Origin of the sequence: Streptococcus lactarius, assembly GCF_016642265.1 — a bacterium.
Lineage (GTDB): Bacteria > Bacillota > Bacilli > Lactobacillales > Streptococcaceae > Streptococcus > Streptococcus lactarius.
The window spans coordinates 100,329-114,557 of sequence record NZ_MRXX01000001.1 but is presented as its reverse complement, the minus strand read 5'-3'; the positions used below and the strand labels follow the sequence as shown (position 1 = coordinate 114,557).

Annotated in this window: 16 protein-coding genes; all 16 read left to right on the top strand. The window is 42.8% G+C overall.

Annotated features, from left to right (window positions below):
• The first annotated feature begins 8 nt into the window (after positions 1-8).
• The 16 genes from BTU61_RS00615 (at position 9) to BTU61_RS00545 (ending at position 14,168) form a co-directional block, all read left to right on the top strand.
• The gene (locus BTU61_RS00615; protein WP_200771888.1) at positions 9-290 is read left to right on the top strand and encodes a head-tail connector protein; all 282 of its coding nucleotides are present in this window, start codon (positions 9-11) and stop codon (positions 288-290) included.
• Positions 290-634: a head-tail adaptor protein gene (locus BTU61_RS00610; RefSeq protein ID WP_200771887.1), complete on the top strand. Its 345-nt coding sequence runs from the start codon at positions 290-292 to the stop codon at positions 632-634. Before BTU61_RS00615 ends, BTU61_RS00610 begins: the two co-directional genes overlap by 1 nt.
• A complete protein-coding gene (locus BTU61_RS00605; protein WP_200771886.1) occupies positions 621-989 on the top strand; it encodes an HK97 gp10 family phage protein in 369 nt (122 codons plus the stop codon). The genes BTU61_RS00610 and BTU61_RS00605 overlap by 14 nt, the downstream gene beginning before the upstream one ends.
• Positions 986-1,303: a hypothetical protein gene (locus tag BTU61_RS00600; RefSeq protein ID WP_200771885.1), complete on the top strand. Its 318-nt coding sequence runs from the start codon at positions 986-988 to the stop codon at positions 1,301-1,303. Before BTU61_RS00605 ends, BTU61_RS00600 begins: the two co-directional genes overlap by 4 nt.
• Before the next feature lie 14 nt (positions 1,304-1,317).
• Positions 1,318-1,896, top strand: a complete 579-nt coding sequence (locus BTU61_RS00595; protein ID WP_200771884.1) for a major tail protein — start codon at positions 1,318-1,320, stop codon at positions 1,894-1,896.
• A 2-nt stretch (positions 1,897-1,898) separates the two neighbouring features.
• Positions 1,899-2,318: a hypothetical protein gene (locus tag BTU61_RS00590; protein ID WP_200771883.1), complete on the top strand. Its 420-nt coding sequence runs from the start codon at positions 1,899-1,901 to the stop codon at positions 2,316-2,318.
• A 38-nt stretch (positions 2,319-2,356) separates the two neighbouring features.
• Positions 2,357-2,482, top strand: a complete 126-nt coding sequence (locus BTU61_RS10300) for a hypothetical protein (RefSeq protein WP_004186359.1) — start codon at positions 2,357-2,359, stop codon at positions 2,480-2,482.
• A gap of 22 nt (positions 2,483-2,504) precedes the next feature.
• Positions 2,505-5,621 carry a phage tail tape measure protein gene (locus BTU61_RS00585; protein WP_200771882.1) on the top strand — a complete coding sequence of 1,039 codons (3,117 nt, stop codon included), beginning with the start codon at positions 2,505-2,507 and terminating at the stop codon, positions 5,619-5,621.
• Positions 5,618-6,346, top strand: coding sequence for a phage tail protein (locus BTU61_RS00580; protein ID WP_200771881.1), 729 nt, complete (start codon positions 5,618-5,620; stop codon positions 6,344-6,346). Before BTU61_RS00585 ends, BTU61_RS00580 begins: the two co-directional genes overlap by 4 nt.
• Complete coding sequence (locus tag BTU61_RS00575; protein WP_200771880.1) at positions 6,346-9,639, top strand: phage tail spike protein; 3,294 nt, start codon at positions 6,346-6,348, stop codon at positions 9,637-9,639. Before BTU61_RS00580 ends, BTU61_RS00575 begins: the two co-directional genes overlap by 1 nt.
• 12 nt (positions 9,640-9,651) lie before the next feature.
• A complete protein-coding gene (locus BTU61_RS00570) occupies positions 9,652-9,888 on the top strand; it encodes a hypothetical protein (RefSeq protein WP_200771879.1) in 237 nt (78 codons plus the stop codon).
• Positions 9,863-10,204, top strand: a complete 342-nt coding sequence (locus BTU61_RS00565; protein ID WP_200771878.1) for a hypothetical protein — start codon at positions 9,863-9,865, stop codon at positions 10,202-10,204. The genes BTU61_RS00570 and BTU61_RS00565 overlap by 26 nt, the downstream gene beginning before the upstream one ends.
• Positions 10,201-10,602 carry a phage holin family protein gene (locus BTU61_RS00560; RefSeq protein ID WP_200771877.1) on the top strand — a complete coding sequence of 134 codons (402 nt, stop codon included), beginning with the start codon at positions 10,201-10,203 and terminating at the stop codon, positions 10,600-10,602. The genes BTU61_RS00565 and BTU61_RS00560 overlap by 4 nt, the downstream gene beginning before the upstream one ends.
• A 1-nt stretch (position 10,603) precedes the next feature.
• On the top strand, positions 10,604-11,551 hold the full coding sequence (locus tag BTU61_RS00555; RefSeq protein WP_200771876.1) for a LysM peptidoglycan-binding domain-containing protein: 948 nt from the start codon (positions 10,604-10,606) through the stop codon (positions 11,549-11,551).
• Between the two features lie 141 nt (positions 11,552-11,692).
• On the top strand, positions 11,693-12,916 hold the full coding sequence (locus BTU61_RS00550; protein WP_200771875.1) for a recombinase family protein: 1,224 nt from the start codon (positions 11,693-11,695) through the stop codon (positions 12,914-12,916).
• Positions 12,804-14,168, top strand: coding sequence for a recombinase family protein (locus BTU61_RS00545; protein WP_420882255.1), 1,365 nt, complete (start codon positions 12,804-12,806; stop codon positions 14,166-14,168). Before BTU61_RS00550 ends, BTU61_RS00545 begins: the two co-directional genes overlap by 113 nt.
• Positions 14,169-14,229: the final 61 nt, after the last annotated feature.

Genomic DNA, 14,229 nt, shown 5'->3' with positions numbered 1-14,229 from the left:
GGCTTCTCATGAAGATTAGTTTGGAGGAAGCAAAGAACTATCTAAAGGTTGAACACTCAGAGGATGACCACTTGATTCAAGTCATGATTTCTGCCAGTGAAGAGTTGTGTTCCAGTATCCTACGCAAGAATCTGGAGGAAGTGACGGAGGAGAAAGAAGTTGACTTCCTTCAGACGATTGTTTTATTTGGGACAGCTTATCTTTACGAGCACCGAGAAGAAGGAGGGCAGGAGAGTTTGGTAGAACTCCTCAAGGCTCTTCTTTCTGCTCACAGAAGGGATGTGTTCTGATGAAGATAGCTCCATTAAGCAAACGGGTTTTCTTTGAAAAACGAGTCATTGTGCAAGATGCTATTGGCAATGAAAGCAGTCAGTGGCAGCCATTGTTTTCTAGGTGGTGTTCCTGCAAGGTACTTCTTGAAACGGAAGGCACTGCAACAGTAATGGTCAAGAATATTCATCAGTTACGCTTTACGCTGCGCTATGACCCGGCTATACAAGAGTTGGATAGTAAAACCACTCGTCTTCGCTTTGAGAATAAGGTTTATAATATCAAGGCCATTGATTCGTTGACTTATCCTCAGAAGATAATCCTGATAGATGCGACAGAGGAGGTACAATATGCCAATAATTGACCCGTCTGACCTAGCTTGGTTTGTTCAAAAGGAGTTAGAAGATTATGTTGAAAGGTCTACTGAAACAGTGAAAGCAGTGGTGGAAGACAGTACGCAGGAAGCCGTCAATGAGTTAAAGCAACATTCTCCAAAAAATCGGGGAAAATATGCTCGAGGATGGACCTCTACCGCGACTAAAGAAACGAATCTAGCTTTGACAAAAACGATTCATAATCGAACACCAGGACTGACGCATCTCTTAGAAAATGGTCATGCCAAACGAGGCGGTGGCAGGGTTGAAGGAATTCGGCATATTGCCCCTGTTGAAGAAAAGATGATTCGCCAATTTGAAGAGCGCTTGAAGGAGAAGTTATGAAAAAAGATGAGTGGTTTCCATTTTTAAGCAGTCTAGGTTTGTCCAGTGCTTACCATCATTTTGAGGAGGGGCATAGTCCAGCTCCTCCCTTTTTGGTGTATTGGTTTCCTGCTTCTCAGAATTATGGAGCAGATAATCTGGCTTATCACAAAGGAAGTCAAGTCAGACTGGAGCTTTATACCGAGAAAAAAGACCTTGGTTTAGAAGAGAAAATAGAAGCGGCACTCGATAGTCATTCTCTCTTTTTTGACAAGGAAGAAACCTATCTGGATACAGAAAAGCTGTATCAGGTTATTTATCATTTAAGTCAATAGAAAGGAAAAATCCGATGGAGAAAAATAAAGTCACCTTTGGTCTGCAGGATGTCCATTGGGCAGAAGTAACCAGAGAAGGAGATGATGGGGCGCTGACCTACGGGACAGTGGAGCGACTTAGGGGTGCTGCAGAGCTGACCTTGGAGCCACAAGGGGATTCTGGTTCCTATAAAGCAGACAACATCAATTTTTATACGACAGAATCTAATGATGGCTATGAAGGAACTCTGAAACTGGCTCTTTTGACACAGGAATTTTTGACTCGAGTGTTGGGAGAAACTATTGATGCCCAGAGTAAAGTCATCTCAGAAATTGCAAGCAGTGAGAAAAAAAACTTTGCTTTGATGTTCCGATTTGAAGGGGATAAGAAAGAAACGCTCCATGTGCTCTATTATTGTTATGCAAGCCGGCCAACAGTAGCTTCTAAAACAAAGAGCGGTTCAGACATCAATGAAGTGGAATTGAAATTCAAAGCCAGTCCTCGGCCGCTTGATAAGCTAGTCCGTCGCAGGACCACAGAGGATACCCCAGAAGATGTCAAAAAGACTTGGTTTACAAAAGTCTATGAGCCAACTGTGAAACCGGGAGGTTAATCATGCGAAAAATGATTCAGTTATCAGGTAAGAACATTGAGCTAGCTACTAATGCTTACACACCGATTGCCTATAAAAAAGAATTTGGGAAAGATTATTTTCAGGATCTGTTTCAAATGTTGCAGGCGGAGTCGATTCTAAAAAAAGCTGAACAGCTAGAAGAAGGCAAAACTTTATCTGCATCGGATGTGGATATGAGCATGTTAGCGGATTTTGATATGACGTTTTTCCACCGGCTCTTTTGGGTTTTTGCCAAATCAGCTAACCCATCTATTGAAACTTTTGAAGAGTTCTTTATGGGCTTAGAAGAATTTCCGCTTCAAACAGTAGGACCGGTTCTGATGGAATTGTTAAATCAAGGAATGACCACCAGAAAAAAGTCGACGCGTCGGAAGAAGCGAGTAGAGAAACCTTCACGGTAGAATCCTATCTTCACTGTTGTAAAGAGACAGGACTATCCATGTCAGATTTAAAAGAGATAACGATTGGCATGGCCTTGGACTATCAGACAGACTATGTGGAAGTGCGTACCAAAGAAGCAGATAGAACTCGCAAGGCTACGCAGACAGACTTTGATAACTTTTGATGTAGCGGTAAGGAGGTAGGGTATGGCTGGAACCATTAAAGGAATCACAATTGAAATTGGAGGCGATACCCAGCCCTTACAAAAAGCTCTAAAAGGGGTGAACCACGAAGCCTTAGAAGCAAGCCGAGAACTGAAACAAATTGATAAGGCACTAAAATTTGACACAGGCAATGTCACTCTCTTAACTCAGAAACAAGAGGTTTTAGCCAAGCAAGTTCAAACAACCAAAGAGAAGCTAGAGACACTACGTCAAGCCCAATCTCAGGTAGAAGCTCAGTTTCAAAGCGGGAAAATCGGAGCTGATCAGTATCGGGCTTTTCAAAGAGAGGTCGAAATCACTCAGAACACTCTCAAAAGCTATGAAAATAAGCTAGAGGGTGTCAACCGAGCTTTGGAGCAAAATGGCTCCAGTGTCACCAGCAACAAAAGTAAACTAGCTGCTTTAGGAGCTGAACAAAATCAACTAGCATCAGAGAGTGAGAAAGTCGCTTCCTCCTTTAAGTTGCAAGAAAGTCAGCTAGGTCGTAATGCCAGTGAATCTGAAAAACTGGCCCTTGCTCAGAAAAAGGTTGCGGCTCAGTCAGAGATTGTCGAGAAACAGATTGCCAATTTAGAACGGCAGTTAGAGTTGACCAAGGCTGAATACGGTGAGAACTCAGTTGAAGCCAATAAACTAGAAAAGTCACTCAATGAAACCAAGACAGCTTATCATCATCTGCGAGATGAGATGAGCAGCATGAGTGGAGCAAGTGATAATGCCAACCACAGCTTAGTAGAAACTAACAATCTTCTAAGGTCTGAGATTCTAGCCAACTTCAGTGAAAAACTGAACGAAATCAGTCAGAAGCTGATTGACTTCGGAAAAGCAACACTGGAAGCTTTTCGGGAAGTGGACGAAGTGATGGATATCATCGTCACCAAAACCGGTGCCAGTGGAAAAGCGCTGGATGAGATGACAGATATTGCAAAAGGTCTTGCGACTGAAATTCCAACGGACTTTCAAACAGTGGGCAGTGCTGTTGGTGAGCTTAATACCCAGTTTGGGTTGACTGGTGATGCCTTAAAGGACGCTTCTGCGACTTTGATTAAGTACGCAGAAATCAATGGTTCGGACGTGACGGAATCAGCCATTTCCGCAAAACAAGCCATTGAAGCATATGGACTTGAGACGAGTGATTTAAATCGGGTCTTAGATACCATCACTTATACGGCCCAGGCGACTGGTGTCAGCGTTCAGGATTTGATGACCAAAGCCATTCAAGGTGCTCCACAAATTAAGGCTTTAGGACTTTCGTTTGATGAGGGTGTGGCTCTTATGGGGCAGTTTGAAAAAAGTGGGGTCGATTCTTCGGCTACTCTTTCTTCCCTCTCCAAAGCAGCAGTCAACTATGCGGCTAAGGGCAAGACACTGAGTGAAGGCTTAAGAGAAACGGTCGAACAAATCCGAAACAGCACTAGTGAAACGGAAGCCTTAACGCTTGCATCCAGTATCTTTGGTACTAAAGCTGCTCCACGGATGGTGGATGCCATTAAGAGGGGAGCTCTATCTTTTGATGATTTAGCAGGAACTGCAGAAAAAGCAAAGGGTGTGGTTGCTTCCACCTATGAAGCAACGCTTGACCCTATCGATCAGTTCACGCTTGCACAAAATGCAGCTAAAGAGGCCATGGCCGAAGTTGGAGGAGCAATTGCAGAAACCCTAGCTCCGTTTCTTCAACAACTTGTTCCGCTTTTAAAAAGTGTTGCGGAATGGTTCGTGAATCTTCCGGAACCTGTGCGGGAGTTCATTCTGGTTGTGGGTGGACTGGTGACTGTTGCGGGTATTCTCTTACCCATTATTGTGGCCTTACAAGCTGCAGCTTTAGCTCTTGGGACGACGATTGGAGGGATGTTAGCTGCGGCTGCTCCGATTGTAGGGATTGTACTTGCGGTGATAGCGGCTGTTGCTTTATTGGTCATTGGTATTAAGGAACTGTGGGAACATAATGAAGCTTTCAGAGCAGCTGTTACGGATGCTTGGAATGCTATCTATTCAACTATTTCTTTCATCGTTCAACAAGTCGTAGACTTTGTGATGGAAATTTGGGGAACCTTGGTTTCTTGGTGGCAGGAAAATCACCAGTTGATTCAAGATGCTGCAACAACAGTCTGGAATGCCATTTCGACGGTAATCACCACCATTATGGATTTAATTGGGCCTTATCTAACAGCTGTTTGGGAGAATATCAAGCTCGTTGTCACAACAGCCTGGGATATTATCAAGACGATAATAGAAACAGTCCTAAATGTTATTCTTAGCATTATCACATTGGTCATGCAAGTGATCACTGGGGATTGGTCTGGTGCCTGGGAAACCATTAAGCAAATTGTATCTACCATATGGGAAGGGATTCAGTCCATCATTGGCACCATTCTTAATGCCATCTGGCAATTTATAGTGAATAGCTGGAACGGTATCAGAGATAGTGTTTCAAATATTCTATCAGCCCTTTCTTCTTTATTTTCATCCATTTGGAATGCCATTCAATCCACGGTGACAGGGATTGTTCAGGGGATTGCAAGCACACTATCCAATATCTGGAATGGGATCTTGCAGACCATATCAAATGTCCTAAACAACATCTTCTCAACTGTTCGAAATATTTGGGATGGAATCAAAAATGCCATTTCTGGAGCGATTGATGGGGCTAAAAATGCCGTATCCTCTGCAATCAATGCCATAAAGAATCTCTTTAATTTTCATATCTCTTGGCCGCATATTCCATTGCCGCACTTTAGTGTCAGCGGGTCGGCCAATCCGCTTGATTGGTTAAAGGGGGATATTCCACGGATTGGGATTGAATGGTATGCCAAGGGTGGGATTTTAACCAAGCCAACCATCTTTGGCCTAAATGGTACGAATCTCTTAGCAGGAGGGGAGGCAGGCAGAGAAGCGGTTCTTCCCTTAAACCGAGAAACATTGGGTCAGATTGGTCGTGGAATTGTTTCTACCTTGGATGCTCTGCCACAGATTACTATCACTATTTCAGATGTTGTGATCAGAGAAGAAGCGGATTTAGAACGCTTGGCAGAACATGTAGCAGGAAGATTGGCAGAAGAACTCGCTAGGCAAAAACAACTGAAAGGATTGGGAACATGATTCGATACAATGAATTAGTCATTGATGGAGTGCATACCTCTTCGTTTCCTTTTAAGGTAATAGTGGAAAACAGTCCACCGATTGTCATGAAAGGCAGCAAGACTCAGCTCCTTGAGCATAGAGGGATCAGTGGTGCCGTCATGGAAACCAACAAGCATCGAAATGTGATGGAGTTGACATTTAAGATTTATGTGGTCAAGCCAAGTGAAGAAGAACTTTTTCAGTTTTTGACTCTCTTTTCTAAAGAACAGTTTTGGCTGGAGAGTGAGCAGTTGAAGACAGTCCGTCTTTGGTGCTATAAGGTACTTGTTTCAAAAATGATAAAGGACAAGCATGGAGTCTATGAGATGGAAGCGACCTTCCAATGCCATCCTACAAAATTCTTTAAAGATACAGATAGTCAGTCATTCACTCAAAATGGTGCTTTGCGAACGAAAGGTTCGGCTTTGGCTTTTCCCCAATTGACCATAATGGGAAACACTTCAACTGAAACCAGTTTTACGATTGGTAGTCAGGTTATTCGTTTGGAGAAAATAGAGTCTGGTGAAACACTAGTGATGGATAACAACCCTGACAAACCAAGTTTTAGAGCCTTATCAGGAAAAAGAATCAATTGGTCTGGTGACTTTTTGACGATTGACTCTTCAAAAGATAAAACAGTGGGAGTCGTATTGGGAACTGGGATTCAGTCCATTCGTTTTGAGATTGTCTGGGGGTGGGCCTAATGCTTTATTTATTGGATAAGGAAGTACAAACAGTTAAATGGAACGGTATCCCCCTTTATGAAGCGGTATCTGCTAGGGTAAAGGAAACCTTGAATGGAGATTTTACCTTAACCCTCAAGTATCCTATAACGGACAGCCATCTTTATCGTCAGTTGAAGGTAGATAAACTCATTAAGGCTCCTGTACCTGAACTGGGAGAACAGCTGTTTCGGATTAAGAAACCAGTTGAGATGGATGAACATGTGGAGGTACTATGCTATCACATTACGGATGATGTCATGCAGCATTCCATTAAGCCAATTGGAAATTCTCAGGTCGGATGTATGACGGCCTTATCCAGTATGGTTCAGGCAGCCAAAACTAGTCTTAGTCCTTTCTCTTTTACCAGTGATATCGTAAAGCACAGGGATTTCAATACCAAAGAGACAACAACACTATACAGTGTACTGCTAGATGGAGCGCATTCCATTGTTGGAACCTGGGAAGGTGAGGTCACTCGAGATAATTTCTTATTCTCTATTCAAGAGCACCGAGGAGAGAATCGTGGTGTCATTATTACGACTCATCAGAACCTGAAATCCTACAAACGGAATAGAAGTTCGCAAACTGTAGTGACACGTATCCATGTTCATTCGACCTTTAAACCAGAAGGAGCTAAAGAAGAGAAGACGTTAACCGTGACTATTGACAGTCCTTTGCTTGATGCTTATCCCTACATCAATGAAAAAGAGTTCACGAATAACAATCTTAAAACCCTTGAAGAATTGCGAAAATGGGGTGAGAGTAAATTCTATCATGATAAGATTGACCGAGAGCAGGATGCCATTGTGATAGAAGCCTATGAGCTAGATGGTCAAACGGTTCATTTGGGAGACTGGGTCACTCTAAAAAGCCGAAAGCATTATGTGGATTTGTTAAAGCAAGCCGTGGCTTATGAATACGATGCACTGACTAAAGAATATTTCTCATTGACCTTTGACGATAAAGTCAGAGAAGGTGGCCATAATACCTCTTCAAAATTGACGGTTGCAGCTCATTCCATCTTAACCCTTGCTCAAGGCAGCCATGATTTGATGGTTGAACGAGCTTTAGAAAATGCCAATAGGGCCTTTGATGCTGCTTTTGAGAAGCAAGAGAGTAAGGTATTAGATGGCATTGAAAAGGCAAAAGCAAAGGCAGAGGAAATTGCAGCTCAGACTCGTGATCAGATTCAGAGTTCGTTTACTGCTTTTACGAAATCGACAGAGTCGACTCTTCATACGATTACTCAAAAGACGGAAGAAGCCTTAGGCAAGACAGGAGCCACTCAGAAAGCTCTGAACAATGTCCAAGAAGTAACGAATCAAACAACAGCAGACTTGAAAGTTTTTCAAACAAAAATTCTTCAGAAAATGGGCACTTTTGTCAGTAAGATAGAAGTCAAGCAAACTCTATCCGGTCTTGAAACAACTCTCCAACAGGTTCAGGAGTATGTTTCAAAAGATGGTGAACGGCGGGAACGACTGGAGCAGTATGTACGGACGGAAACAGCCAATCAGGCCAGAACTGTCCGAGAGCAAGTAGCCAAGGACTATGTCGCAAAAGCCTCCTATTCAGAAGATGTGAAAGGCTTAAATCGTCGCTTTGAGAGTTTGCAAATTGGTGGGCGCAACTACATTCGTCATTATGATTTTGATGGTCTGTTGCCCCTCTCGTCTAATGTATCAGAATGGAAGTTTGAACGGGTACCGGATACGAATGCCAAAAGTGGATACTATCTCAAAGCTACTTGTACCAAAGCAGGGAATGGTGGCTTTCATAAGCCCATTTTTGATTTAAGGGGGGCTGAATGGCAAGGGAAGAAAATGGTCTATTCGGCCGACATGAAAGCGAGTCGGTCGGTAGTTGTTCGGTTTGGTTTTGAGACCGGTGGTGTTTCAACCGTGACACTTCAAACTGAATGGCATCGGTTTGTTCATCCTTTTACCGTGAAGTTTGAGAGATATTGGTCCTGGGTATGTTATTCGAATGGCTGGCTTGTTGGTGATGTTCTTTATATTCGGGATCCACAATTGGAAGATGGGACAATTGCGACGACACCGAGTCCAGCTCCAGAGGATGACCGGCAGTACACAGAAACCAAGATTGCCTCCTATTCTCAAACAGTGGAGGGACGCTTTTCAGAAATTTTGCAGACAGTCAATGGCAAGACCAACAGCAGTGATTTTCAAAAGGTTCAGGAAACAGTTAATCTGTACTCACGGCTCATTGGCTCAAAGGAAGACAGTGTCAAACATAACTTGGCCCAGATTGTCCTGACAGATTCTTCCTATGTGACCAAGGTGACGGATTTGACCCAGAGAGTTTCTACTGTTCAAACTCAGCTCGCAAACAGTTGGTCGGTTCAGCATTTGACTTCTAGTGGTAGAGTTTTAAACAGTATTAATCTTCTAGCAGACGGTCGGAATTGGATTCATGGACGACTTACTCATATTACTGGTGAAACGTGGATTGACCATGCTGTGATTAAGTCTGCCATGGTGGATAAGTTAAAGACAGCCAACTTTGAATCGGGATCAGTCACCACCGCAGTCTTAAGTGCAGAAGCAGTAACGGCTGAGAAACTGAAAGTAGATGATGCCTTGTTTAACAAGTTATCTGCGACCGAAGCTTACTTGAGGAAACTTTTCTCAAATCATGCCTTCATCAGCCAGGTGCAGTCTGTAACTTTATCTGCGAACAAGATATCAGGTGGTATCCTAACAGCCATTAACCGAGCTATGGAAATCAGTCTCAATGCGGGTCAAATTTTGTATTATACAGACCAAGCTGCCTTGAAACGAGTTCTAGCTGGTTATCCAACCCAGTTCATTAAGTTTGCGACAGGAAATGTCGATGGTAAGGGAAGGGCTGGTGTGACGGTCATTGGGTCTAATCGCTATGGCAATGAAAGCTCTAATGATGGTGGCTTTGTCGGTATTCGGGCTTGGAATGGGGTTAATGTTGACTCACTTGATATAGTTGGAGATGAATTGTCCTTTGCCAGTTCTGCCTATGATAATAAAGATGGTTGGGTTATGACAACAACAGGAAAGCTTCAGCTCCGTCCAAGCAGAAAACAGGATAGACGAGACTCGACTATTAATGTTGGGGACGTTTGGCTTTATTTAGATACAAGTGGAAATTATGTCTCACTCCATGAGATTCTCCAACGCTTGTCTAATAGCATTGGAGTACTTTATGAGTATCGGGCTAATCATGGTGAAGGGCATCCAGCTTGGTGGGATACCAGAAGCTTAGTGGGACGTTTATAAGAAAGGAAACAAATGAAACCAGAAGAAGTCAATCAGGCTCTTCGTTTAACCATTGAAGAGCTGAGCAGAAAGCTTGCTGATGAGGTGACATCAAAGAACCTCTTAGCCATTCAATTGACGCATAAAGAGGAAGCTTACCAAGTTCTCCTTCAGAAGAAAGAAGAATTGGAAGCTAATCTCAAAGAAGCGACTACACCATTAAAAATAGATGGAGGAAAGAAAGATGGAAGAAAAGGAATTACTACCTGATCTAAGTAGAATTATAGAACCTTTTGATTTGGTGGCGGCACTCACTTATATGCGCGAGAATGGTGAGTTCATTCGCTGCAAGAATGAGGGGGAGGATTTTTATATGTACCGAGAAGTACAAAAGCGTCCCGTGATTAAAGAAGGTCGACGTCAATTGATGGAAATTGAAACAGTGGGAGCTTTGACTCAGTGGGGGGCGACAGTCCCTACCATGAATTTGTCTGAGTTATTCCATAAAAACTTTTATATCATGCAATTTGATGAAAAGGGAAATCCCGACTGGAGTGAACCGCATAGAAAGGAAAATGCATCATGAAGCAGTTAGTTTTTGCGAATAAAGTACTATTTACTACGGTAGGAGGACTTTTAGGAAGTGTTTTTGGCGATTGGGATGGTTTTATTTTTGCCTTGATTGTCTTTATATCTATTGATTATATCAGTGGATTGATGGCAGCAGTTGTTGAAAAGAAGCTATCCAGTGCAGTTGGTTTTCGAGGACTGTTTAAAAAAGTTGTCATTTTGATGTTAGTGGCTATGGGGCAGATTATTGATACTCATATCTTGAAACAGGGAGGCATCATCCGAACCGCTATTATTTTCTATTACTTGTCTAACGAGGGGCTCAGTATTATAGAAAATGCAGCACGGATTGGTCTGCCAGTTCCAGAGAAACTCAAACAAACTTTGAAACAATTAAAATCGGAGGAAAAATAAGATGGCATTATTTGGAGTAGATATCAGCGAACACAATGGTTTTATTGATTTTGATCAGTTGAAAAACAATGTTGACTTTGTCATTATTCGTTCGTCTTGGGGTAGCTTTGCGGAAGACCTGTGTGCACGGCGAAATGCATCTGAATGTGAGCGGGTTGGCATTCCGTACGGATTTTACCATTATAGCTATGCTCGAAATTTGAGAGAAGCACAAGCTGAGGTCAATGCCTTTTTGAATTTTGTCCGGCAATTTCATCCTTCTATGCCTCTCTACATTGACATGGAAGATGCGGACGGTTGGAAAGCCAACAATGGAGGTGTGAGCTGGGAAACTTCTACGGCTATTTGTCAACTGTTTTGTGACAATGTAGAAGCCGCTGGTTACTGGGCTGGTGTGTATGCGAGCCTGTACTGGTTCCAGAATATGGGTGACTTATCCCAATATACGAATTGGGTAGCTCAGTGGCAGGTAGCTGCTTGTTCTGTTCCAACAGATATTTGGCAGTTTACTAGTGACGGAGTTGTTGGCGGTATCAGTGGTCGAGTGGATTCCAACTATATGTATCGGGATTTGCGTTCTGTTTATACTGGCCAAATCCCTGAACCTCGCCCTGCGGTTCCAGCACCGGCAGCACCAGCGTCAACTAGGACTTACACGGTTCAAGAGGGGGATACCCTATCAGCTATTGCGTCTCTTTATGGAACAAGTTATCAGGAATTAGCGGCAATCAATGGGATTGCCAATCCTGACTTGATTTATCCGGGGCAAGTTTTGCAGGTTACGGGAAGTGCTAAAGTATCCAGTACTACCAACTATACCGTTGAAAACGGAGATACGCTTTCCGCTATTGCAGCTATGTACGGCACGAACTACCAGCACTTAGCGGCTATCAATGGAATTGAGAATCCGGATTTGATTTATCCCGGTCAAGTGTTACGAATTGAATAATCCATCAAGGTCTGTGTGGTTGTCCATGCGGGCCTTTTACATAGACAGCATTTCAACTAGAAAAAGCTTGAATGAGTGGGCTGAATACTTGATAAATTTGGCCTTTAGAGTGATATATAGTAAGGAAGAAAGGAGAATGGGATGAAGCCAGGAAAGATAAGAGTTTGTGCCTATGCGCGGGTTTCAACCATGACAGAAAAACAGCAGGAATCCCTCACCAATCAGCAAGCCTACTATAATCATTTTTTTAAAAATAAAAAAGATGTCGAGTTTGTCGGAGTTTATTATGATCAGGGGATTTCAGGAAAACTGGCCAAGCGTCCAGGCTTTCAGCAGATGTTGGAAGATTGTAGGGCAGGAAAGATTGATGTCATTCATACTAAGTCCATTTCTCGCTTTGCCAGAAACACTGAGTTATTACTTGCAGTATGCCGGGAACTGAAAACTATTCAAGTGGATATCTTCTTTGAAGAACAAAATCTCCATACCTTATCAAACGAAGGAGAGGTCATGCTTACGGTTCTGGCTAGCTATGCAGAAGAAGAACTGCGCAACATGAGTGAGAACCAACGGTGGGCTTTTCAGAAGAAGTTCCAGCGAGGAGAGCTAGTGATTAACACTAAGCGTTTCTTAGGCTATGACAAGGATGAGAATGGCGAGTTAATCATCAATCCTGAAGAAGCTAAAATCGTCAAACGGATTTATAACCTTTATTTATCTGGTATGGGAGTTCATGTTATCGCAAAGCTATTCAATGAAGAGGAAGTTCCTACGGTAGACGGTGGGCGATGGTATTCAAGCACCATTACCAATATTCTAAAAAACGAAAAGTATAAGGGAGATGCAATCCTACAAAAATACTATTTTGCGGAAATCAAGGCCAAGCAACGGCTCAACAAAGGTCAGGTGCAGCAGTACCTGATTACAGATAACCATGAAGCTATTGTATCCAGAGAAGATTGGGAAGCCGTTAAAAAGCGACTGAAACAGAATCGAAAGGCAAAGCTAAGCATTGATTACAATAGACGATATCCTTTGAGTGGCTTATTGAAATGCGAGCATTGTGGCTCTACTTTAAAACGACAGAAGTACTACAAAGGAAAGGTTGTGTGGGTCTGCAGCAAGTATATCCGAGAAGGGAAGGTCGCCTGCATCGGCATGCGCGTGCCAGACAGTGTAGTACAGGATTGGAGTATCCATGAGCCCACAGTGGTAAAGGAGGGGAACATCGGTGGCAAAAAATATTACAGTTATTCCAGCAAAGAAAACGATACAAGTCGAGCAGAAGCAACACATTCAGAAAATCCGAATGGCGGCCTACTGCCGAGTATCCACCGACCAAGACGAACAGCTATCAAGCTATGAGAACCAGGTTCGGTATTACAAAGAGTATATTCAGCAGAATCCTCTCTACGAGTTGGTTGATATTTATGCGGATGAGGGGATTTCAGGAACTAATACCAAGAAACGCACAGAGTTTAATAGGTTGATAGCTGACTGCCGAAAAGGCAAAGTAGATAGAATCATTGTGAAGTCTATCAGCCGTTTTTCTAGGAACACGCTAGACTGCTTGAAATATGTTCGGGAGTTAAAAGAACTTGGAATTGGAGTTACCTTTGAAAAGGAGAATATTGACAGCTTGGATGCCAAAGGTGAGGTGCTCTTGACCATTCTTTCTTCCTTGGCCCAAGACGAATCTCGTTCTATCTCAGAGAATGCGACATGGGGGATTCGAAAGAAGTTCGAACGGGGCGAAATAAGAGTTAACACAATCAAGTTTGTAGGCTATGATAAAGGGGAGAATGGAAATCTTGTCATCAATGAGGAGCAAGCCAAGATTGTCAGACGAATCTTTCGGGATTTTTTACAAGGAGAAACGCCAGAAAGTATAGCGAGAACTTTAAAAGAAGAAGGGGTTCCAGGTTGGAATGGGAAAGCCAACTGGTACCCCACTACCATTCAAAGGATGCTCCAAAATGAGAAGTACATGGGTGATGCCCTCCTGCAGAAAACCTATACGGTAGATTTTCTGACCAAGAAGCGCAGTGAGAATCAAGGACAGGTCAACCAATACTATATCGAAGGCAACCATGAAGCCATCATTGATAAGGAAGAATGGGACTTGGTTCAGCTCGAGGTAGAGCGGAGAAATCAGTTTAGGCAGGACAATCACATCAATTTTTACATTATCCAGTGCGAACAAAACCCTTTCACCTGCAAAGTATTCTGTAAAGAATGCGGAGGACTATTTGGCAGAAAGAACTGGACCACGAGCAGAGGGAAACGTCCTGTCTGGCAGTGCAATAACCGGTACAAGGTAAAAGGTGTTCAGGGCTGTACTAATCGCCATATTGATGAGGAAACGCTGCAGCAAGCTTTCCTTAGAGCTTTAGAAATTCTAAGGGAAAATAAAGAAAAGCTACTAGATAAGTGGGATAACTTTAGAGAAGAACAAAAGCTGGAGAGGTACCATGCAGCTAAATTAAAGGAGACACTTAATAGTAATCAGGAAGAATTCAATGGAAGGAAGATGTGCCAGGTTCTTGAGAAAATTAGTCTTGGAGAAGACGGCAGCATCTCTATCAAATTTTTAGAAGGAACGGAAGTTAATTTATAAGGCCATAGCTAAGAGAGTAGCACTCTAGCTGTGGCCTTTTTTGTTTTTATACGGTAAAATA